The organism is Acidovorax sp. Leaf73, assembly GCF_916855635.1.
Classification (GTDB): Bacteria; Pseudomonadota; Gammaproteobacteria; order Burkholderiales; family Burkholderiaceae_C; genus Acidovorax; species Acidovorax facilis.
Map to the genome: position 1 here is coordinate 727,509 of NZ_CAKASI010000001.1, position 19,410 is coordinate 746,918.

At 62.7% G+C, this 19,410-nt stretch carries 16 protein-coding genes; 12 read left to right on the forward strand and 4 right to left on the reverse strand.

Translation table 11 applies throughout. The features are described from left to right. Positions 1 to 5: 5 nt before the first annotated feature. The 3 genes from LPA35_RS03455 to LPA35_RS03465 form a co-directional block, all read right to left on the reverse strand. Entirely contained in the window at positions 6 to 1,283 is a 1,278-nt protein-coding gene (locus LPA35_RS03455; protein WP_121506572.1) for a TRAP transporter large permease, read from the reverse strand. Then, entirely contained in the window at positions 1,280 to 1,774 is a 495-nt protein-coding gene (locus tag LPA35_RS03460) for a TRAP transporter small permease (RefSeq protein ID WP_121506571.1), read from the reverse strand. Before LPA35_RS03460 ends, LPA35_RS03455 begins: the two co-directional genes overlap by 4 nt. A 147-nt stretch (positions 1,775 to 1,921) precedes the next feature. Further along, complete coding sequence (locus tag LPA35_RS03465; RefSeq protein ID WP_228895069.1) at positions 1,922 to 2,893, reverse strand: TRAP transporter substrate-binding protein; 972 nt, start codon at positions 2,891 to 2,893, stop codon at positions 1,922 to 1,924. A 381-nt stretch (positions 2,894 to 3,274) separates the two neighbouring features. Here LPA35_RS03465 and LPA35_RS03470 point away from each other — a divergent pair, with 381 nt between their 5' ends. The 10 genes from LPA35_RS03470 (at position 3,275) to LPA35_RS03515 (ending at position 16,122) form a co-directional block, all read left to right on the forward strand. Beyond that, positions 3,275 to 3,733 (forward strand): Lrp/AsnC family transcriptional regulator, encoded by a 459-nt coding sequence (locus LPA35_RS03470; RefSeq protein WP_010458688.1) that lies wholly within the window; start codon positions 3,275 to 3,277, stop codon positions 3,731 to 3,733. 264 nt (positions 3,734 to 3,997) lie between these two features. Beyond that, entirely contained in the window at positions 3,998 to 4,912 is a 915-nt protein-coding gene (locus LPA35_RS03475) for a LysR family transcriptional regulator (protein WP_121419953.1), read from the forward strand. 319 nt (positions 4,913 to 5,231) lie between these two features. Continuing rightward, the gene (locus tag LPA35_RS03480; RefSeq protein ID WP_370641343.1) at positions 5,232 to 6,071 is read left to right on the forward strand and encodes a putative hydro-lyase; all 840 of its coding nucleotides are present in this window, start codon (positions 5,232 to 5,234) and stop codon (positions 6,069 to 6,071) included. 25 nt (positions 6,072 to 6,096) lie between these two features. Beyond that, positions 6,097 to 7,062: a TRAP transporter substrate-binding protein gene (locus tag LPA35_RS03485; protein ID WP_218299709.1), complete on the forward strand. Its 966-nt coding sequence runs from the start codon at positions 6,097 to 6,099 to the stop codon at positions 7,060 to 7,062. 111 nt (positions 7,063 to 7,173) lie between these two features. Further along, complete coding sequence (locus LPA35_RS03490; protein ID WP_218299710.1) at positions 7,174 to 7,683, forward strand: TRAP transporter small permease; 510 nt, start codon at positions 7,174 to 7,176, stop codon at positions 7,681 to 7,683. Positions 7,684 to 7,704: 21 nt separating this feature from the next. Further along, on the forward strand, positions 7,705 to 9,003 hold the full coding sequence (locus LPA35_RS03495; protein WP_055402381.1) for a TRAP transporter large permease: 1,299 nt from the start codon (positions 7,705 to 7,707) through the stop codon (positions 9,001 to 9,003). A 43-nt stretch (positions 9,004 to 9,046) separates the two neighbouring features. Next, the gene (locus LPA35_RS03500; RefSeq protein ID WP_055402383.1) at positions 9,047 to 10,012 is read left to right on the forward strand and encodes a TRAP transporter substrate-binding protein; all 966 of its coding nucleotides are present in this window, start codon (positions 9,047 to 9,049) and stop codon (positions 10,010 to 10,012) included. A gap of 34 nt (positions 10,013 to 10,046) precedes the next feature. Beyond that, positions 10,047 to 10,619 carry a hypothetical protein gene (locus LPA35_RS03505; protein ID WP_055402385.1) on the forward strand — a complete coding sequence of 191 codons (573 nt, stop codon included), beginning with the start codon at positions 10,047 to 10,049 and terminating at the stop codon, positions 10,617 to 10,619. A 44-nt stretch (positions 10,620 to 10,663) separates the two neighbouring features. Further along, positions 10,664 to 14,317: a hydantoinase B/oxoprolinase family protein gene (locus tag LPA35_RS03510; RefSeq protein WP_228895073.1), complete on the forward strand. Its 3,654-nt coding sequence runs from the start codon at positions 10,664 to 10,666 to the stop codon at positions 14,315 to 14,317. Between the two features lie 131 nt (positions 14,318 to 14,448). Next, positions 14,449 to 16,122 carry a methyl-accepting chemotaxis protein gene (locus LPA35_RS03515; RefSeq protein ID WP_228895075.1) on the forward strand — a complete coding sequence of 558 codons (1,674 nt, stop codon included), beginning with the start codon at positions 14,449 to 14,451 and terminating at the stop codon, positions 16,120 to 16,122. Positions 16,123 to 16,204: 82 nt separating this feature from the next. Here the strand turns inward: LPA35_RS03515 and LPA35_RS03520 are convergent, their stop codons facing one another. Beyond that, complete coding sequence (locus LPA35_RS03520; protein WP_228895077.1) at positions 16,205 to 17,905, reverse strand: electron transfer flavoprotein-ubiquinone oxidoreductase; 1,701 nt, start codon at positions 17,903 to 17,905, stop codon at positions 16,205 to 16,207. A 139-nt stretch (positions 17,906 to 18,044) separates the two neighbouring features. Here LPA35_RS03520 and LPA35_RS03525 point away from each other — a divergent pair, with 139 nt between their 5' ends. Then, positions 18,045 to 18,827 (forward strand): SDR family oxidoreductase, encoded by a 783-nt coding sequence (locus LPA35_RS03525; RefSeq protein WP_228895079.1) that lies wholly within the window; start codon positions 18,045 to 18,047, stop codon positions 18,825 to 18,827. A gap of 139 nt (positions 18,828 to 18,966) precedes the next feature. Beyond that, positions 18,967 to 19,392 (forward strand): thioesterase family protein, encoded by a 426-nt coding sequence (locus tag LPA35_RS03530; protein WP_228895081.1) that lies wholly within the window; start codon positions 18,967 to 18,969, stop codon positions 19,390 to 19,392. The last annotated feature ends 18 nt before the right edge of the window (positions 19,393 to 19,410 follow it).

Sequence of the window (19,410 nt, forward strand, 5' to 3'; positions counted from 1 at the left end):
TCTAACTACTTTGCGTAGACCAGATCTCGGAGAGCGAGTGAGATCGAGGGTATGTACGTGATGATCATCAGGCAAACCAGGATCACACAAACAAAAGGCAGTAAGTGCTTGATGATGCGGTCCAGCGAGATTCTGGCCACCGTGCAGGCCGCAAACAGATTCACTCCAAAAGGCGGGGTGATCATGCCCAGCGCCAGGTTCACCACCATGATCAGCCCGAAATGCACCGGGTCGATGCCAAAGTGCATGGCCACGGGCGCGAGGATGGGCGCCAGCACGATGATGGCGGCGCTGGTCTCGATGAACATGCCGATCACGAACAGCGCCGCATTCACCCCCAGCAGGAACAGGGCAGGGGACTGCAGCACGGCTTCGAGCCAGCGGCCGATGGCATCGGGCACCCCGGCACGTGTGATGAGGAACGCAAACAGCCCGGCATTGGCGATGATGAACATGATCACCGCCGACGAGATGGCCGACTTGCGCAGGATGGCGAACAGGTCCTTGATGCGGATCTCGCGGTAGATCACCACCCCCACGATAAGCGCGTAGAACACGGCCACGGCCGATGCCTCGGTGGGGGTGAACACGCCGCCGTAGATGCCGCCCAGGATGATCACCGGCATCAGCAGCGCCCAGCCCGCCTGCAGCGTGGCCTTGCCAAACGGCATGCGGCCATCGCCGTCGTTCTTGCCCCAGCCCTTGTACTTGCAATACGCCCATACGAAGAGCATCAGCGCACCGCTGATCAGCAGGCCTGGGCCAAAGCCCGCGATGAACAGCTCGCCAATGGACACTTCGGCGCTCACGCCGTACAGGATCATCGGGATGGAGGGCGGAATGATCACGCCCAGCTCGGCACTTGTGGCCTGCAGCGCAGCCGCATAGCTGGTGGGGTAGCCATGCTTGATGAGCGCGGGGATTAGGATGGCACCAATCGCAAACGTGGTGGCCACCGACGAGCCCGACACGGCCGCGAAGATCATGCAGGTGAGCACGCAGGTCATGGGCAGGCCGCCCTGCACGCCGCCCACGATGCTCTTGGCAAACTCCACCAGGCGGCGCGAGATGCCACCGGTCTCCATGAGGTTGCCCGCGAGGATGAAGAAGGGGATGGCCGCCAGCGGAAACTTGTTGATCGAGGCGAACATCTCCTTCACCGAGATCAGCATGTTGGCGTTGGATGCCTGGATGCCCAGGATGGAAGCGAGGCCGATGGACACGGCCACCGAAATGGTGAGTGCAAAGCAAATCACCATCGTTGAAATCATGACCATGCTCATTGGGCGGTCTCCAGTTCCATGCGCAGGGGGTCGATGAGATTGCCGATGATGCCGACAGTGCAGAACAGGCCGCCGACGGGCATGGCCAGGTAGGCCCAGAACATCGAGACGGATTCCAGCCCCGCCATGCTCTGCACGCCACCACGTTGAGCGTAGTCCCAGCCGTACCAGATGACGATGCCGATCAGCGCCAGGGCTGCCAACGCGACCACCCAGTCCAGCACCCGCCGCAGGGCGGGAGGGCTCCAGCGGTAAAGCACATCCACGCTGACCATCGCGCCCTGGCGGAACGCGCTGGGGATGGCCAGGAACACCATCCAGATCAGGCTGAAGCGGATCAGCACTTCCGTCCATTCGGCGGGCTGCTCCAGCACAAAGCGCATGAGGATCTGGAACATGCCCAGCGAGGCAGACAGGGCCAGCATGGCGCAGGCCCCCAGCATGGCGATGAACGTGGTCCATCGCTCAAAGGTGAGAAAAGCATTTTTCATGGGGCAGTGCCAGCCATGGGCAGTTGAAACAACAGGGGGGACAACACGGTAAGCAATCAGGCAAGAAACCCGGGGCGGGAGCAAAAACGCCCGATAGCGCTTGCGCTACGGGCGTTGGTTGCTACTACATCGATAGTAGCGCGGGCATCACTTGAAGTCGCGGATCTTGTCGAGCGTGGCCTTGCCGAACTGCTTTTCGAACTCGGCATTTACGGGGGCAAGCGCCGCCACAAACTTGGATTTGTCGGGGTTGTCCACCACCGTCATGCCCTTGGCGCGCAGGTCGGCCACACCCTTGGCATCGTCTTCATCCACGCGGGCCCGGTTGGCCTTGGTGCCTTCCTTGGCGGCGTCGATGAAGGCCTGTTTGTCCGCGGCCGACAGCTTCTCGAAAGCGCCCTTGTTCATCACGAAGATGGCGGGCGAATACACGTGGCCGGTCAGTGTCAGGTGCTTTTGCACCTGGTCAAACTTGGCCGAGATGATCACGGGCAGTGGGTTCTCTTGGCCGTCCACGGTGCCTTGTTGCAGGGCCGTGAACACTTCGGGGAAGGCCATGGGCGTGGTGATGATGCCAAAGCCCTTGTACGCGGCGATGTGCACGGGGTTCTCCATGGTGCGCATCTTCAGGCCCTTGAGATCCTCGGGCGTGTTCACCGAACGCTTGCTGTTGGTCATGTGGCGGAAGCCGTTTTCGGCCCAGGCCAGGGCTTTGAAGCCCTTGCTGTCGAACTTGGTCAGCATCTCCTGGCCGATGGGGCCGTCCAGCACCGCACGGGCATGCGCCTTGTCGCGGAACAGGAAAGGCACGTCCAGAATTTTGGTTTCAGGCACAAAGTTGGGGATGGGCCCTGTGGAGCTGAACGCCAGCTCTTGCGTGCCCAGCTGCACGGCTTCAATCGATTCGCGCTCGCCACCCAGGGCGCCGTTGTAGAACGTCTGTACCTTGTAGCGGCCAGCCGTGCGCTTTTCGACTTCCTTGGCAAACGTGTCGATGGCAATCCCCTGGTGGGAATTCTGGGCTGTCGAGATGCTGATGCGCATGGTGGTCTGCGCGGCAGCGGTGGCCACAAAGCCGAGCGCAAGGCTCAGGCCGACGACGAGTTTGGTCAGTTGCATGCTGTCTCCTGTTAATGGTGGGCTGGGTTGGTGGGGATGCACGGTTGCTCCTTGCAGAGCGGACCCCAGCCTCTGCCAAATTATGGCGGTGCAGCATCGGCGCAGGCATCGGGGTTTGTGCTGGTAAGCGTGCTTATTAACTACCCACCAGGGCGCTAGCCAAGGCGCTTCTGTTGGCCATGGGCGACGCCAAAAAATGCCAAGGGCCCCGTGCTGGCGGTAACCAGCCGGGGCCTTGTCAGTTTGTGCGCTCCGGTAAGAGCGCCTTGATGGAAGAAGTATGCGCGGGGCGGATGAGATGAATTTGCTGAATTCGCTTCAAATGGAGTGAATCGCAGAATAATTTTCTGTGTTGGCGAAGATTAGTGAATAATCCAGCCGATGGATCGACTGGATAGAAAAATTCTCGCTGTGCTGCAGGGCAACGCCCGCGCCAGCCTGCAAGAGATCGGGCAGGCCGTGGGCCTGAGCGCATCGCCCTGCTGGGGCCGCATCAAGAAGATGGAAGAGGCGGGTGTGATCCAGGGCTATACCGTGCGCATCAACCCGCAGTCGCTGGACCTGGCCGACACGGTGCTGGTGCAGGTCACGCTCGACAGCCATTCCGACAACACGCTCGAAAAATTTGGCGAAACACTCGCCAGCATTCCCGAGGTGATCGAGGCGCACCTGGTGTCGGGCGACTACGACTACCTGCTGCGCATCGTCGTGAAGGACACGCGCGACTACGAGCGCTTGCTGCGTGAGAAGCTCTACAAGATCAAAGGCATCCGGCACAGCCGCTCCAGCTTCGTGCTGCGCACGCTCAAGAAGGCCGATCTGCCCCTGTTTGTGGGATGAGTTTGATTAAAAATGGACTCTGGCGCTTATCTGTAAAGCGCCAGTAGCTATTGTTTTAATAGTATTTTCATCCAGCCCCAATTCCATTGCGCAGGCATCAAGGAAACCCGGCGATGCTCTGTTTTTGCGGTTCAAAGGCTGTGGAGCACGCGGATCAACGGCAAAATGGCCACGCCTTTCGGCGCTGGCTTGGGGGATGTTGCACCACCACGGTGCGCAGCCAAGGAGCTTGCAACGTGCCAGCAAGGCCGGAGAACCACCACCATGAACCTGCGTTTTGTCGAAGCCTTTTACTGGGTGGCTTCCCTCAAGAGCGTGACGCGTGCGGCGGAAAAACTCTTTCTGACGCAGTCGGCCATGTCCAGCCGCGTGGCGGCGCTGGAGGAAGAACTGGGCGTGCTGCTGCTGGACCGGCGCGACAAACATTTCAAGCTCACAGTGGCGGGCACGCGCTTTCTGACGTACGCCAAGCGGATGCTGGAGCTGCAACGCCAGCTCAAGGCCGAGATGGGCTCGGGCGGCCCGTTGGAAGTGTCGATTCGCCTGGGCGCCATTGAGTCGGTACTCCACTCGTGGCTCATCCCCTGGGTGGAACAACTGCGCAAGGACAACCCGCTGCTGGAGCTGGAACTCACGGTCGAATCCACGCCGGTGCTGCTGGATCAGATCCGACGGGGCACGCTGGATGCAGTGTTTGCGGCCTTGCCCGCATCGGCCGAAGGCATTCGCAGCCAGGCGCTGACGCCGATGGAGATGGTGTTCGTCGGCAACAGCAAGATCCACCGCAAGCGGCGCTATGCATCAGAAGACTTTGCCGGCACCGACATCCTGACCTTTCAGCGCGGTTCTCAGCCCCATGTGTACCTGTTGGACACGCTGCGCCAGGCGCAGGTGGAGCCGCGCTGCGTGCACACCATTTCCTCAATCTCTGCCATGGTGCAGCTGGTGCAGGGCGGTTTTGGCGTTGCCACGCTGCCGCGCCTGGCGGTGCAGAGGATGCTGGCATTCCCGGATCTTCGTGCGCTGGCCTGCGACATTGCGCTGCGTCCGCTGCCCATTCACGTGAGCTACCGCGAAGACCCGTCTTCGCCCGCAATGGAGGCGATCGTGCGTTCGGCGCTCAGCTTCATCGAAGCGCAGCAACCCCCAGCGCCCAAGCCCCGCAAGGCCCGCGCCTGAGCGCGGGGACCACGCACGCTCCTTTTTCCGCTGCGCGCACTGCGGCTGCAGTGTCTGCGTTTACGGCGCAGCCCCGAGAACTTCGCATTGAAGCGACATGCGCAGTTCGGTGCGGCTGCGCTTGTGCAAATTCTCCTTTCGAGGACTCGGGTTAACCCTAAATAGAAGTCCAAGGGTTAACCCTGAGCACCAAATTGGTTTGCTTCGCCCCAATGAAGTGCATCGAAAAAATCGATGAGCTAAGAGAAATTTTTTGAATTTGCCAGCGCAGTTACACCCCAACACAATCCGTCCAACGTCATGCAATTGACTTTTCTCAATGCAAGGAAATACGGTGGACTTAGCTCAAGAAAATTCGCTCGCGGTGTTTGGCCCTGAGGGCGCCAGCAATCCGAACCACGTCCGCGACACCATCCGCAAGGGCCTGTGGACATCGCACACCAGCGGTCTCGCAGACGGCCATGTGCAAGGCAACGTGGTCATCCTGCCCGAGGTGCTTGCCAGTGACTTTCTGCGGTTCTGCCAGCGCAATCCCAAGCCTTGCCCCGTGCTGGCGGTCAGCGAGCCCGGCCAGTTCACCCTGCCTTCGCTGGGCAAGGACATCGACATCCGCAGTGATGTGCCGCTGTACCGCATCTGGCGCCACGGTGAAATGTCGGAGGAGGTGGCGGACATTGCCAGCCTCTGGCGGCCGGACCTGGTCACCTTCATCCTGGGCTGTTCGTTTTCGTTCGAGTCCGCATTGATCGAGGCAGGCATCCGCCTGCGCCACATCGACGAAGGCAAGAACGTGGCCATGTTCCGCACCAACGTGCAAACCGAGCCGGCCGGCCCTTTTGGCGGTGCCATGGTGGTGACCATGCGTCCCATGCCTGCAGCGGATGTGATCCGTGCGGTGCAGGTGACCTCGCGTTTTCCCAATGTGCATGGAGCACCTGTGCACATCGGTGACCCGGCCCTGATCGGCATCGCCGATCTGGCCCATCCCGACTACGGCGACGCCGTAGCGCTGATGCCGGGCGAAATCCCTGTTTTCTGGGCCTGCGGTGTCACCCCGCAATCGGCCATCTTGAATGCCCAACCCGCGTTCTGCATCACGCATGCACCGGGCTGCATGCTGGTCACCGACCTTCTCAACCACCAGCTCGCCAGTTTCTGATCCGCTTTCAACAAGGAGTTCCACCATGAAGAAAATCACAATTTGTTTGTCCGCAGTCCTCAGCGTCTGCGCCGCCCAGGCCCAGATCAAGTGGGACCTGCCCACGGGCTATGGCGCCAACAGCTTCCAGACGCAGAACGTGCAGCAGTTCGCCAACGAGGTGGATCAGCTCACGGGTGGCAAGCTCAAGATCGTGTTGCACCCCGGTGGCTCGCTGTACAAGGCCAACGAAATCAAGCGTGCGGTGCAAACTGGCCAGGTGCCCTCGGCCGAGTTCATCCTTTCGGGCGCTACCAACGAAAACCCGCTGTTTGGCGTGGATTCGATTCCATTCCTGGCCACCAGCTATGCCGATTCCAAGCGCCTTTATCTGGCCGCCAAGCCTGCGCAGGAAAAGCTGCTCGCTGCGCAGGGCGTGAGGGTGCTGTTCACCGTGCCATGGCCTGGCCAGTCGCTCTACTCGCTCAAGCCCGTGAGTACGCCCGCGGACTTCGCAGGCACCAAGATGCGGGCTTACAACCCCGCCACCACGCGCATTGCGCAACTGCTCAAGGCGCAGCCGGTGACGATCCAGCTGTCGGAGCTGGGCCAGGCTCTGGCTACAAACACCGTGCAGAACTTCCTGACGTCCAGTGCCAGCGGCGTGGAATCCAAGCTGTATGAGCAGGTGAAGCACTTTTATCCCGTCAGCGCGTGGCTGCCGCGCAATGCCACCGTGGTGAACCAGAAGGCGTTTGATGCCCTCGACAAGCCTTTGCAGGATGCTGTGCTGAAGGCTGCGGCCGCCGCTGAAGAGCGCGGCTGGGCCACAAGCGAGCGCGTGGACAAGGAGTTCATCAAAGAGCTGGGCGCCAAAGGCATGACCGTGGCCGAGCCCAGCGACAGCATCAAGAAGGAACTCGCAAGCATTGGCGAATCCATGACGGCCGACTGGATCAAGTCTGCCGGACCTGAGGGGCAGGCCATCATCGACGCCTACCGCAAGAAGTAACTGGCGTTTTCCGGGCCCCCGCAGTGGGGCCGGGGTAGCACAGGCGCATGCTGCCCAGTTCTTTCGTCGCCACTCCCCCTCATTTTTTTTCAAGCGTTACCGGAGTACGCCATGGACAAACTCGTCCGAAATTTCTACAGGCTGCTGATGTTGCTGTCCTGCCTGTCCATGCTGGCTGCGTTCGCCGCAGTCACGCTGGGCGTGTTTGCCCGCGAGGTCATTCACGTCAACATCGACGGTCTCGACGCGTATGCAGGCTACGCCATCGCCGCAGCGCTGTTCTTTGCATTGCCCGGCACATTGCAAAACGGAGACCACATCCGGGTGACCCTGTTGCTCGACCGGCTGCCGTCACGCTGGCGCGGCGCCTTTGAATGGTTCTGCCTGTCCAGTGCACTGGTGCTCACGGCCTATATCGCCTGCTACGCAGTGCGCTCGGTGTGGATTTCCTACGTCACGCACGACATTTCGCCTGCGGCCGATGCTTCGCCGCTGTGGATTCCCCAGATCAGCATGGCCATGGGCTGCATCGGCTTTGCGCTGTCGTTTGCCCATGCGCTCATCCTGCGCTTTCAGGGCGTGGCCTTCATGGCCGTGTCTGAATCGGCCCGTTCCGAGTAACCCCCTGCAGGAGAAATCAACATGGACGTCATCATTGCCTTTGGCCTGATCGTGGTGCTCTTTGCAGTGCTCGGTTCGGGTTTGTGGATCGGCCTGTCACTGCTTGCGGTGGCGCTGGTCGGTATGGAGCTTTTTACCAGCCGCCCCGTGGGTGACAGCATGATGCTGACCATCTGGGGGTCTACCTCCAGCTGGACGCTCACGGCCTTGCCGCTATTCCTCTGGATGGGCGAGATACTGTTTCGCAGCAAGCTGTCGAGCAGCATGTTCAAAGGCCTGGCGCCCTGGCTGGACCGTCTGCCCGGCCGCCTGTTGCATGTGAACGTGGTGGGCTGCACCATCTTCGCTGCCATCTCGGGCTCATCGGCGGCCACTTGCGCGACCATCGGCAAGATCACGCTGCCCGAACTCAAGCAGCGTGGCTATCCCGAAGACATCTCGGTGGGCACACTGGCTGGCGCAGGCACGCTGGGCCTGCTGATCCCGCCGTCGATCATCATGATCGTCTATGGCGTGGCGGCCAATGTGTCGATCTCCAAGTTGTTCCTGGCCGGCGTGATTCCAGGTCTGATGCTGGCAGCCCTGTTCATGGGCTACATCGTCGTGTGGGCCTTGTTCAACAAGGACAAGGTGCCAGCGCCTGATGCCCGCCTGAGCTTTGTGCAGAAGCTCTATGCGTCGCGCCACCTGATCCCTGTGGTGTCGCTCATCGTGGTGGTGCTGGGCGCCATCTACAGCGGTATTGCCACCGCCACCGAGGCCGCGGCGCTGGGTGTGGGCGGGTCGCTGATTCTGGCGAAGATTGAGGGATCACTCGATTGGGCGCGCTTCAAGGACGGGCTGGTCGCTGCCTGCCGCGTGTACTGCATGATCGGCCTCATCCTGGCGGGCGCCGCGTTCCTCACACTGGCCATGGGCTTCATCGGCCTGCCACGCCACCTGGCCGAGTTCATCGGCGCCCTGCACCTGTCGCCCTTTGCGCTGATGCTGCTGCTCATCGTGTTTTTCATCCTGCTGGGCTGCTTCCTGGATGGCATCTCCATGGTGGTGCTGACCATCGCGGTGCTGCTGCCCACGGTGGAAGCTGCAGGCTTTGACTTGGTGTGGTTCGGCATCTTCATCGTGTTGGTGGTGGAGATGGCGCAGATCACGCCGCCGGTGGGCTTCAACCTCTTTGTGCTGCAGGGCATGACGCGCCGCGAAGTTACCTGGATCGCCCGCACTGCACTGCCTTTGTTCGCACTGATGATCGTTGCGGTCATCCTGACGTATTTCGTGCCCGACGTCGTGCTCTGGCTGCCACGCCAGATGCAGGGCTGACCCCGCAGCACCCCTCGCCGAAAAATCCGTACAGGAGCTCACCATGAAGACCATCGTGTTGTTGGCCGCGCTTGCCGTGGCCCCGGTGCTGCACGCCCAAACCCAGTGGAAGCTGGCCACGGGCTACCGGGCGGAGTCGTTCCACACGCGCAATATCGTCCAGTTTGCGCAGGACGTGGAGCGTGCTTCAGCCGGTGCATTGCGCATTGAAGTGCATGCCAACAACGCCTTGTTCAAACTGGCGGAGATTCCTCAGGCGGTGCAGGACGGCAAGGCCCAGGCGGGCGAAACCATCATGACGAGCCTGGTGCGCGAGATCCCCATGGCAGGTGGCGATTCCGTGCCTTTTGTGGTCCGCAGCTATGCCGACGCACGGCGCATGTGGGATGTGCAGCGACCGTTGATCGAAGTGCACATGGCGCGCAAGGGGCTCAAAGCCTTGTACGCCGTGCCGTGGCCTCCGCAGGGGCTGTTCACCACGGTCCCGGTGCGTTCGTCGGTGGATTTCAAGGGCACCCGCATGCGCACCTACAACCCGGGCACGGTGCGTATTGCCGAGCTGCTGGGCGCCACGCCCGTGGATGTGCCCATGGTCGAGGTCAACCAGGCCCTGGCGGCCGGAAAGCTGGATTCGATGATCACATCGGCCCTGACCGGGGTGGAAAACCAGGTCTGGGGCCAGATCAAGCAGTACTACGGTATCAACGCCTGGTTCCCCAAGAACATCGTCTTTGTGAACCAGCAGGCGTTTGACGCACTGCCCGCCCCGGTGCGCCAGGCCGTGAGCCAGGCTGCAGCAGACGCCGAAAAACGGGGCTGGGCGATGAGCGCCGCCGTGGCCGAGGAGTCGGTGATCGAACTGCAGCGCAAAGGCATCAAGGTCGAGCCCCCCACCGCGGTGCTGGACTCCGAACTCAAACGCCTGGGCGAACGGTTTTCCCGCGAATGGGTGCGGTCCGTGGGGAGCGAGGCCAACCAGCTCTTCATCCCGTACTACACGCAGCGCTAGGCCATTGCATTGTTGGCATCACCAAGGAATCACCATGCAAACCCCTTCCGACACCATCGAGATGTATCTGCTGGCCAAGGATGGCAACCGGCCTCACCTGATCGAGCGGGCCTTTGCCGGCGGCGCGCTGCTGCGCATGGATGTGCGGCAGGGCGACATGGACTTTCCGCCGGTGGCCCACGGCCGCGACGCCATTGCCGAAACCCTGGTACGCCGCTTTGGCCGCACTTATGAAAACGTGTACAGCTTCTGTCTGGCCGATCCTCCCGATCCTGCGTGTGCGGAGTTTCACTGCCCCTGGCTCGTGGCCATGACCGAAAAAGACAGCCGCGCGGTGCGCCTGGGTTGCGGCCAGTACCACTGGCGCTTTGCACCGGGCTCGCGCCTGGCGCAGGAGCTGAGCATTGTGGTGGACAGCATGCAGACCCTGCCGCCCTCGGACATCCATGTCGTGATGCCCTGGATCGCTGCCCTGAGCCGCCCCTGGTGCGGAGCGGACAAGGCAATGGTCACAGCGCCCTCCATTCCTTCTGTGCGCGCGGTGCTGGAGGCACTGGCTCGCGCGCCGCGCTCCCCGGCCCGCTCCCCTCTGGCCCTGGCGGCCTGAGCGAGCACCGAACCCTTTCAATTCACTTTGCAAACCATCACACCATGACACAACTTGCACCCACCACCCACATTCCCCGCTGGCAGTTCTGGATTGACCGTGGGGGCACATTCACCGACATCGTGGCCAAGCGGCCCGATGGCTCGCTGACCACCCACAAGCTGCTGTCTGAAAACCCCGAGCAGTACAAGGACGCCGCTGTGGCGGGCATCCGCCACCTGCTGGGTTTGAAGCCTGGCGAGCCCGTCACACCCGCGCTGGTGGAGTGCGTGAAGATGGGCACCACCGTGGCCACCAACGCATTGCTGGAGCGCAAGGGCGAGCCCACGCTGCTGGTGACCACGCGCGGCTTTCGCGACGCGCTGCGTATTGCCTACCAGAACCGCCCCCGCTTGTTCGATCGCCACATCCAGTTGCCCGAGCTTTTGTACACCGAGGTGATCGAAGCGTGCGAACGGGTGGGCGCCCATGGCGATGTGCTGCAGGCACTGGACGAACCCAGCCTGCGCGGCGACCTGCTGGCCGCCTACGGACGTGGTCTGCGCAGCGTGGCCATTGTGTTCATGCACGGCTACCGCTACACCCAGCATGAACAGGCGGCTCAGCGCATCGCCAAAGAGGTGGGCTTCACGCAGATCAGCACCTCGCACGAAACCAGCCCGATGATGAAGTTCGTGAGCCGGGGCGACACCACCGTGGTGGATGCTTACCTCTCACCCATCCTGCGCCGCTATGTGGAGCAGGTCGCCAGCGAGATGCCGGGCGTCAAGCTGTTCTTCATGCAGTCTTCGGGGGGCCTCACCGATGCGGGTACCTTCCAGGGCAAGGATGCGATTCTGTCGGGGCCCGCAGGTGGCATCGTAGGCATGGCGCGCACGGCGGGCCTGGCCGGGCATGAAAAGATCATCGGCTTTGACATGGGCGGAACGTCCACGGATGTGAGTCACTACGCCGGTGCGTTCGAGCGCGAATTCGAAACCCACGTCGCCGGTGTGCGCATGCGCGCCCCCATGATGAGCATCCACACGGTGGCGGCTGGCGGCGGCTCGGTGCTGGCCTACGACGGTGCCCGCTTCCGAGTGGGCCCCGAGAGCGCAGGCGCCAACCCAGGCCCGGTGAGCTACCGCCGGGGCGGCCCGCTGGCCGTGACCGATGCCAACGTGATGGTGGGCAAGGTGCAGCCGCGTTACTTCCCCAGCGTGTTTGGCCCCGCCGCCAACGAAACACTGGACGCCGATGCGGTGCGCGCCCGTTTTGAGGAAATTGCTGCGCAGACCCAGCGCAAGCCCGAAGAAGTGGCCGAAGGCTTCATCCAGATCGCTGTGCAGCAGATGGCCAACGCCATCAAGAAGATCAGCGTGGCACGCGGCTACGACGTGACGCGCTACACGCTGCAGTGTTTTGGTGGAGCGGGCGGCCAGCATGCCTGCCTGGTGGCCGATGCCTTGGGCATGTCGCGTGTGTTTGTGCACCCGCTGGCGGGCGTGCTCAGTGCTTATGGCATGGGTCTGGCGGACCAGACGGTGATCCGCGAACAGGCGGTGGAGATGCCGCTGGCCGCCGCATCGCTGCCGCTGATTGCGGAACGCCTGGACGCACTGGGCTCTGCGGCCCAGGCCGAGCTGGAGCGCCAGCAGGTCAGCGCCAATCCGGTGCAGGTGCGCCACAACGTGCACGTGCGCTACGAAGGCACCGATTCGGCCCTGGTGGTGCCGTTTGGCGACATGGCCAGCATCCAGGCCGCTTTCGAATCTGCCTATCGCCAGCGTTTTGCCTTCCTGATGGTAGGCAAGGGTCTGGTGGTGGAGGCCGTGTCGGTCGAGGCCATGATTGCGGGCGATGCCCCCGCCGAGCCGCGCCTTCCCGTGCATCCGCACCGCAAGCACCCACAGCGCGAGACGGTGAAGATGTACTCGGGCAGCGCATGGCACGATGCCGCCCTGGTGGTGCGCGAGGACCTGCACCCTGGCGACGTGATCCCAGGCCCGGCCATCATTGCCGAGAAGAACACCACCACCGTGGTGGAGCCCGGCTGGTCTGCGCGCCTCACGGACCTGGACCACCTGGTGCTGGACCGCGTCACCGCGCGCAAGGTGCAGTACGCCGCAGGCACCACGGTGGACCCAGTGCTGCTGGAGGTGTTCAACAACCTGTTCATGAACATCGCTGAGCAGATGGGTCTGCAGCTGCAGAACACGGCCTACTCGGTCAACATCAAGGAGCGCCTGGACTTCAGCTGTGCGCTCTTCGATGCCACGGGCAACCTGATCGCCAACGCGCCGCACATGCCCGTGCACCTGGGTTCCATGGGTGAGAGCATCAAGACCGTGATCCGCGAGAACGCGGGGAAGATGCACCCGGGCGATGTGTACATGCTCAACGACCCGTACCATGGCGGCACCCATCTGCCCGATGTGACCGTGATCACCCCGGTGTATGTGGCCGAGGGCAAGGAGCCCACGTTTTATGTGGGCAGCCGGGGCCACCATGCCGACATCGGTGGCACCACGCCGGGCTCGATGCCACCGTTCTCCACGCGTATCGACGAAGAGGGTGTGCAGATCAACAACGTGAAGCTGGTGGACCGTGGCCTCTTTCTGGAAGAAGAGGTGCGCAGCCTGCTGACGACGGGTGGCGGCACCACGCCATACCCCAGCCGAAATCCCCAGCAGAACCTGGCCGATCTGCGCGCGCAAATCGCTGCCAACGAGAAGGGTGTGCAGGAACTCTCGAAGATGGTGGGGCAGTTTGGCCTGGATGTCGTGCAGGCCTACATGCGCCATGTGCAGGACAACGCGGAAGAGTCGGTGCGCCGCGTGATCACGCAGCTCAAAGATGGGCAGTTCACCCTCAAGTTGGACAACGGTGCACAGATCAGCGTGTCGGTCAAGGTCAATGTGGCCGAGCGCAGCGCGGTCATCGACTTTGCAGGCACCAGTGCGCAGCAGACCAACAACTTCAACGCCCCGCGTGCGGTGTGCATGGCGGCGGTGCTGTATGTGTTCCGCACGCTGGTCGACGATGACATTCCGCTCAATGCCGGGTGCCTCAAGCCCCTGCAGGTCATCATCCCGCAGGGCTCCATGCTCAACCCCAACCCGCCGGCCTCGGTGGTGGCGGGCAATGTGGAGACCTCCACCTGCATCACCAATGCGCTGTTCGGCGCCTTGGGCGTGATGGCGGGCAGCCAGCCCACCATGAACAACTTCACCTTTGGCAATGCGCAGTACCAGTACTACGAAACCATTGCCGGCGGCAGCGGTGCCGGTGCGGTGTTCGATGCTTCGGGCCGCACGGTGCGCGGGTTTGACGGCACCAGCGTGGTCCAGACGCACATGACCAATTCGCGCCTGACCGACCCCGAGGTGCTGGAGTTCCGCTTCCCCGTGGTGCTCGACAGCTACGAGATCCAGCGCGGGTCCGGCGGGGCAGGCCGCTGGGCGGGTGGTGATGGTGGCGTGCGGCGCGTGCGCTTTCTGGAGGCGATGACGGCCAGCATTTTGTCCAACGGGCGCCTGAACCCCGCCTTTGGCATGGCAGGCGGCCAGCCGGGCCGACCCGGCGCCAACCGCGTGCTGCGTGCCAATGGCCAGGTGGAAGAGCTGGGCCATATCGGCGCGGCGCTGATGGAGCCTGGCGATGTGTTCGAGATCGCTACCCCCGGCGGTGGCGGCTTTGGCGAATGTGTCACGTCGTGACGTGATGGGCCGCTGACCCCAGTGGGGCATGTGCTGTGTGCGATGTACCTGCGGGGACACACTTGGCACAGCGCTTGCCACCACTGGTTTTCACCCCCGCACGGTGCGGGAAATGAACCAGGAGAACGCTCATGAACTACTTGCCAGCCACTTCCGGGGCGCTTGGCGGCGCCACCTTCTCCGCCGCACCTGCACACGCGGATGTCAACCGTGCCACAACAGACTCTGCCGCCCAGAGCCCAGAGCCTGCGCGGCGCAGCCGCACCCTGAGCGTGGGGCAGAAGCTGGCGGCCAGCTTTGGCATTCTGGGCTTCGCGGTGGCCTTGCTCGGCGCCACCACCTGGCTGACGGGCCAGGACACCAGCCGCCAGGCTACGCTGCTGACTGCAGAGCAGCTGCCCATTGAGCGCACGGTGCGGGACTGGAAAACGCAGTCTGTCTATATCGGCCAGATTGCATTGCGTGCCACGTTGTCGTCCGACGTGTTCCCGCTGGTGGCTGAGATGCGCAGCCAAATCGCCGCCGAAGACGCGATGCGCAAGCGCATTGAAGAAGCGATGGCCAGGGCGTCCTCCAGCGAGAGCGCCGGGCCGCTGTGGACCGAAGCCCAGGAGCAACGCCAGAAATATGCAGTGTTGCGGGATGCGCTGGTGCAAAACGCCCTCGAAGCCAAGATCATCAGCCAGAAGGAGTTGCAGGAACACGCTGCTGCTTTGACCCAGTACCTGCGCTCCATTGACCAGTTGCTCGCAGCCTCCGAGCAGTCATCCCTGAAAGCGGGTGACAGCATGATTACCGACGCGTCCCGTGCGCAATGGGTCAGTGCTGTGGCGGTGCTGGTGGTGGTGGCGCTGTCGGCGCTGTTTGGCTGGCTGCTGCGGCGCTCCATCGTGCTGCCGCTGCGCCAGGCCTGCGAGGCGGCCGACCTGGTGGCGCGGGGCGACCTGACGGTGCGCATGAAAACCCAGCGCACCGACGAGATTGGCCAGCTGCTCACGGCGCTGGACAAGATGGTCGAGTCGCTGCACTACGTGGTGACCGAGGTGCGTGACTCGGGCGAATCCATCCATGTGGCCAGTTCGGAGGTGGCAGCGGGCAACACTGACCTGAGCATGCGCACCGAGCATGCCGCCAGCAACCTGCAGCAGACGGCGGCCAGCATTGCGCAGCTGGCGCAGATGGTGGCCGCCAATGCCGACAGCACGCGCCAGGCCAATGCCCTTGCGCTGAACGCCACCGAAGTGGCCAGCAAAGGCGGCGAAGTGGTCAGCCAGGTGGTCAAGACCATGGAAGAGATCAATGCCAGCAGCAAGAAGATCGCCGACATCGTTGGCATCATTGATGGCATTGCGTTCCAGACGAATATCCTGGCACTGAACGCCGCCGTGGAGGCCGCCCGCGCGGGCGAACAGGGGCGCGGCTTTGCCGTGGTGGCCAGCGAAGTGCGGGGCCTCGCAGGGCGCAGTGCCAATGCGGCGCGCGAGATCAAGGCGCTGATCTCCACCAGCGTGGACAAGGTGAGTGACGGCGCCCGGCTGGTGGTCACCGCAGGTTCCACCATGGGCGACATCGTGCAGAGCGTGGAGCGGGTGACCACGCTGATGTCCGAGATCAACGAGGCCAGCAGCGAGCAGAGCACGCAGATCGGCCAGGTGAGCCAGGCGGTCGACCAGCTCGACCACATGACGCAGCAAAACGCCGCGCTGGTGGAGCAGGGCGCTGCAGCGGCCCAGAGCCTCAAGGACCAGGCCAACCGGCTGGCGGGTGCGATGGGGCAGTTTCAACTCACGCGGGCAGCCGCGTGAGCGCCAGTGCCCGAGACATCAATAAAAAAGGGCCTGCAGCGCAGGCCCTTCAAGCGCAAGGTGCTATGAATTTTGATGGTGCTTACATGCCCGCGTAGTTCGGACCGCCGCCGCCTTCCGGCGTGACCCACACGATGTTCTGCGTGGGGTCCTTGATGTCGCAGGTCTTGCAGTGCACGCAGTTCTGCGCATTGATCTGCAGGCGCTGGGCATCACCGCCTTTGGTGGTGTCGGGCACGAACTCGTAAACGCCCGCCGGGCAGTAGCGCGCCTCGGGGCCCGCGTACTTGGCCAGGTTGATGTTGACCGGCACGCTCGCGTCCTTGAGCGTGAGGTGGGCGGGCTGGTTCTCTTCATGGTTGGTGTTGCTGATGAACACGCTGGAGAGGCGGTCGAACGTGAGCTTGCCATCGGGCTTGGGGTAGACGATGGGTTTGCACTCGGCCGCAGGCTTGAGGTACGCGTGGTCGGGCTTGTCGCGGTGCAACGTCCAGGGGATGTGGCCGCGCAGCACAAATTGTTCGAAGCCGTTCATCAGCGTGGCCGTGGTCAGGCCGTACTTGAACCAGTTCTTGAAGTTGCGGTCCTTGTTCAGCTCGGTGTGCAGCCAGCTCTTTTCGAAGGCTTCGGGGTAGGCTGTCAGCTCGTCGTGCTGACGGCCCGCCACCACGGCGTCGTAGGCGGCTTCAGCGGCCAGCATGCCGGTCTTGATGGCGGCGTGGCTGCCCTTGATGCGGCCCACGTTCAGGTAGCCCGCATTGCAGCCCACCAGTGCGCCACCCGGGAACACGGTCTTGGGCAGGGCGTTGATGCCGCTGGCGTTGATCGCGCGTGCGCCGTACGACAGTCGCTTGGCCGCGACTTCGCCCTTTTCGTTTTCGAAGTAGTAGCGGACGTTCGGGTGCGTCTTCCAGCGCTGGAATTCCTCGAAGGGGCTGAGGTAGGGGTTCTGATAGCCCAGGCCGGTCACAAAACCGACAGCGACTTTGTTGCCCTCCAGGTGGTACAGGAAGGCGCCGCCGTAGGTGTCGTTCTCCATGGGCCAGCCAGCGGTGTGCATCACAAAGCCGGGCTGGTGCTTCTTGGGGTCGATTTCCCAGAGTTCCTTCACGCCAATGCCAAAGCTCTGCGGGTCGCGGTCCTTGTCGAGCTGGTACTTGGCAATCAGCTGCTTGCCCAGGTGGCCGCGTGCGCCTTCGGCAAACACGGTGTATTTGCCCAGCAGCTCCATACCGAGCTGGAAGTTTTCGGTGGGCTCGCCGTCCTTGCCGATGCCCAGATTGCCCGTGGCCACACCCTTGACGGAGCCGTTATCGTTGTAGAGGACCTCTGCGGCGGTAAAGCCGGGGAAGATTTCCACACCCAGGGCCTCTGCCTGCTCGCCCAGCCACTTGGTCAGGTTGCCCAGGCTGATGATGTAGTTGCCATGGTTCTGCGCAAACGGTGGCAGGAACATGTTGGGCACGCGAAAGCCCGATTTTTCAGACAGAAAGATGTAGGCGTCGTCGGTGACGGGCTGGTTAAGCGGCGCGCCGCGCTTTTTCCAGTCGGGGATCAGCTCGGTGAGCGCCTTGGGGTCCATGATGGCGCCCGACAGGATGTGCGCACCGGGCTCGGAGCCTTTTTCGAGCACCACGACCGAGACGTCCTGGCCTTTTTCGGCCGCCAGTTGCTTCAGGCGGATCGCAGTGGCAAGGCCGCCAGGGCCACCGCCAACGACCACCACGTCGTATTCCATGGATTCACGGGGGCCGTATTGGGCGAGGATTTCTTCGTTGGTCATGGGCTTCTCGTCGGGCGTTTGATAATGGATTATTTTCTACAGAGCGCCGACCGCGCCCTGTCTGTCTGGCGACTGATTGTATTCACGGAATATGGACAATCGAACGACCGTTCTATTTTGATCAGTAGGGAGACTCTAAATGGCATACAGCATCGACTTGTCCGGCCGCGTGGCCTTCATCACGGGCGCCTCCAGCGGGCTGGGCGCGCAGTTTGCCCGCACGCTGGCCCGCGCGGGTGCAGGCGTCGTGCTGGCCAGCCGCCGGGTGGAAAAACTCAAGGAGCTGCGCGCGCGCATCGAAGGCGAGGGCGGTGACGCCCATGTGATCGAGCTGGATGTGACCGACCACGACTCCATCAAGGCCGCCGTGGCCCATGCCGAGACCGAAATGGGCTCCATCGACATTCTGGTGAACAACTCGGGCGTGAGCACCACGCAGCGCATCCAGGACGTGACGCCCGAGGACTATGACTTCATCTTCGATACCAACGTGAAGGGCGCCTTCTTTGTGGCGCAAGAGGTGGGCAAGCGCATGCTGGCCCGCTCCCGCGGTGCAGCGCCGGGCAGCTTCACCGGCGGTCGCATCATCAACATTGCCTCGATGGCGGGCCTCAAGGTGTTGCCGCAGATCGGCGCCTATTGCATGAGCAAGGCCGCCGTGGTGCAGATGACTAAGGCCATGGCCATGGAATGGGGCAAGTTCGGCATCAACGTGAATGCGATCTGCCCGGGCTACATCGACACTGAAATCAATCACCACCACTGGCAGACCGAGCAGGGCAAGAAGCTCATCGACATGCTGCCCCGCAAGCGCGTGGGCAACGCGCAAGACCTGGATGCGCTGCTGGTGATGCTGGCCAGCGACCAGAGCCATTTCATCAATGGTGCGGTGATTGCGGCTGACGACGGCTTTGCTGTATAGGATGCCCCCCTGAGTCGCTGCGCGCCTTCCCCCAAAGGGGACGCCACCGGTGGCCTGGCAAAGCCAGTTCCACGGTGGCACTGGCATTCGGGCGTGCCAGTTGCGGAGCGCGTGGGCGTACCAACAACCTGGACTACCGATGAAGATTGAAATCCCCGAAGTCAAGAGGCTAGTCTTTGAGATGCGTTTCCCCGTGCGTTGGGGCGACATGGACGCCATGGGCCATGTCAACAACACGGTGTATTTCAGATACCTGGAGACGGCCCGCATCGAGTGGATGGTGTCCGTGGGCTGCAACCCCGATCCGCGCGGCCAGGGGCCGGTCATCGTCAATGCGTTCTGCAATTTCTACAAGCAGCTCGAATACCCGGCCGACGTGCTGCTCAAGCTCTACGTGAGCGACCCAGGCCGCACCACGTTCGAGACCTGGGGCACGATGGAGCGCGTGGACCAGCCCGGCGTGATTTGCGCGGCAGGTGGCGCCACCACCATCTGGGTGGACTTCCCGCAGCAGAAGGCAGCGCCCTTGCCGGACTGGATGCGGGCGCTGGTCACTGCGGATTAAATTTGAATGAAATTGGGC

What these genes read in the sequence shown, in the direction of transcription:
- LPA35_RS03465 (WP_228895069.1), bottom strand. Translation starts at nt 2,893, where the DNA reads ATGCAACTGACCAAACTCGTCGTCGGCCTGAGCCTTGCGCTCGGCTTT.
- LPA35_RS03530 (WP_228895081.1), top strand. Translation starts at nt 18,967, where the DNA reads ATGAAGATTGAAATCCCCGAAGTCAAGAGGCTAGTCTTTGAGATGCGT.
- LPA35_RS03460 (WP_121506571.1), bottom strand. Translation starts at nt 1,774, where the DNA reads ATGAAAAATGCTTTTCTCACCTTTGAGCGATGGACCACGTTCATCGCC.
- LPA35_RS03485 (WP_218299709.1), top strand. Translation starts at nt 6,097, where the DNA reads ATGAAGAAAATCACAATTTGTTTGTCCGCAGTCCTCAGCGTCTGCGCC.
- LPA35_RS03490 (WP_218299710.1), top strand. Translation starts at nt 7,174, where the DNA reads ATGGACAAACTCGTCCGAAATTTCTACAGGCTGCTGATGTTGCTGTCC.
- LPA35_RS03525 (WP_228895079.1), top strand. Translation starts at nt 18,045, where the DNA reads ATGGCATACAGCATCGACTTGTCCGGCCGCGTGGCCTTCATCACGGGC.
- LPA35_RS03455 (WP_121506572.1), bottom strand. Translation starts at nt 1,283, where the DNA reads ATGAGCATGGTCATGATTTCAACGATGGTGATTTGCTTTGCACTCACC.
- LPA35_RS03500 (WP_055402383.1), top strand. Translation starts at nt 9,047, where the DNA reads ATGAAGACCATCGTGTTGTTGGCCGCGCTTGCCGTGGCCCCGGTGCTG.
- LPA35_RS03520 (WP_228895077.1), bottom strand. Translation starts at nt 17,905, where the DNA reads ATGACCAACGAAGAAATCCTCGCCCAATACGGCCCCCGTGAATCCATG.
- LPA35_RS03515 (WP_228895075.1), top strand. Translation starts at nt 14,449, where the DNA reads ATGAACTACTTGCCAGCCACTTCCGGGGCGCTTGGCGGCGCCACCTTC.
- LPA35_RS03510 (WP_228895073.1), top strand. Translation starts at nt 10,664, where the DNA reads ATGACACAACTTGCACCCACCACCCACATTCCCCGCTGGCAGTTCTGG.
- LPA35_RS03495 (WP_055402381.1), top strand. Translation starts at nt 7,705, where the DNA reads ATGGACGTCATCATTGCCTTTGGCCTGATCGTGGTGCTCTTTGCAGTG.
- LPA35_RS03480 (WP_370641343.1), top strand. Translation starts at nt 5,232, where the DNA reads ATGCAAGGAAATACGGTGGACTTAGCTCAAGAAAATTCGCTCGCGGTG.
- LPA35_RS03475 (WP_121419953.1), top strand. Translation starts at nt 3,998, where the DNA reads ATGAACCTGCGTTTTGTCGAAGCCTTTTACTGGGTGGCTTCCCTCAAG.
- LPA35_RS03505 (WP_055402385.1), top strand. Translation starts at nt 10,047, where the DNA reads ATGCAAACCCCTTCCGACACCATCGAGATGTATCTGCTGGCCAAGGAT.
- LPA35_RS03470 (WP_010458688.1), top strand. Translation starts at nt 3,275, where the DNA reads ATGGATCGACTGGATAGAAAAATTCTCGCTGTGCTGCAGGGCAACGCC.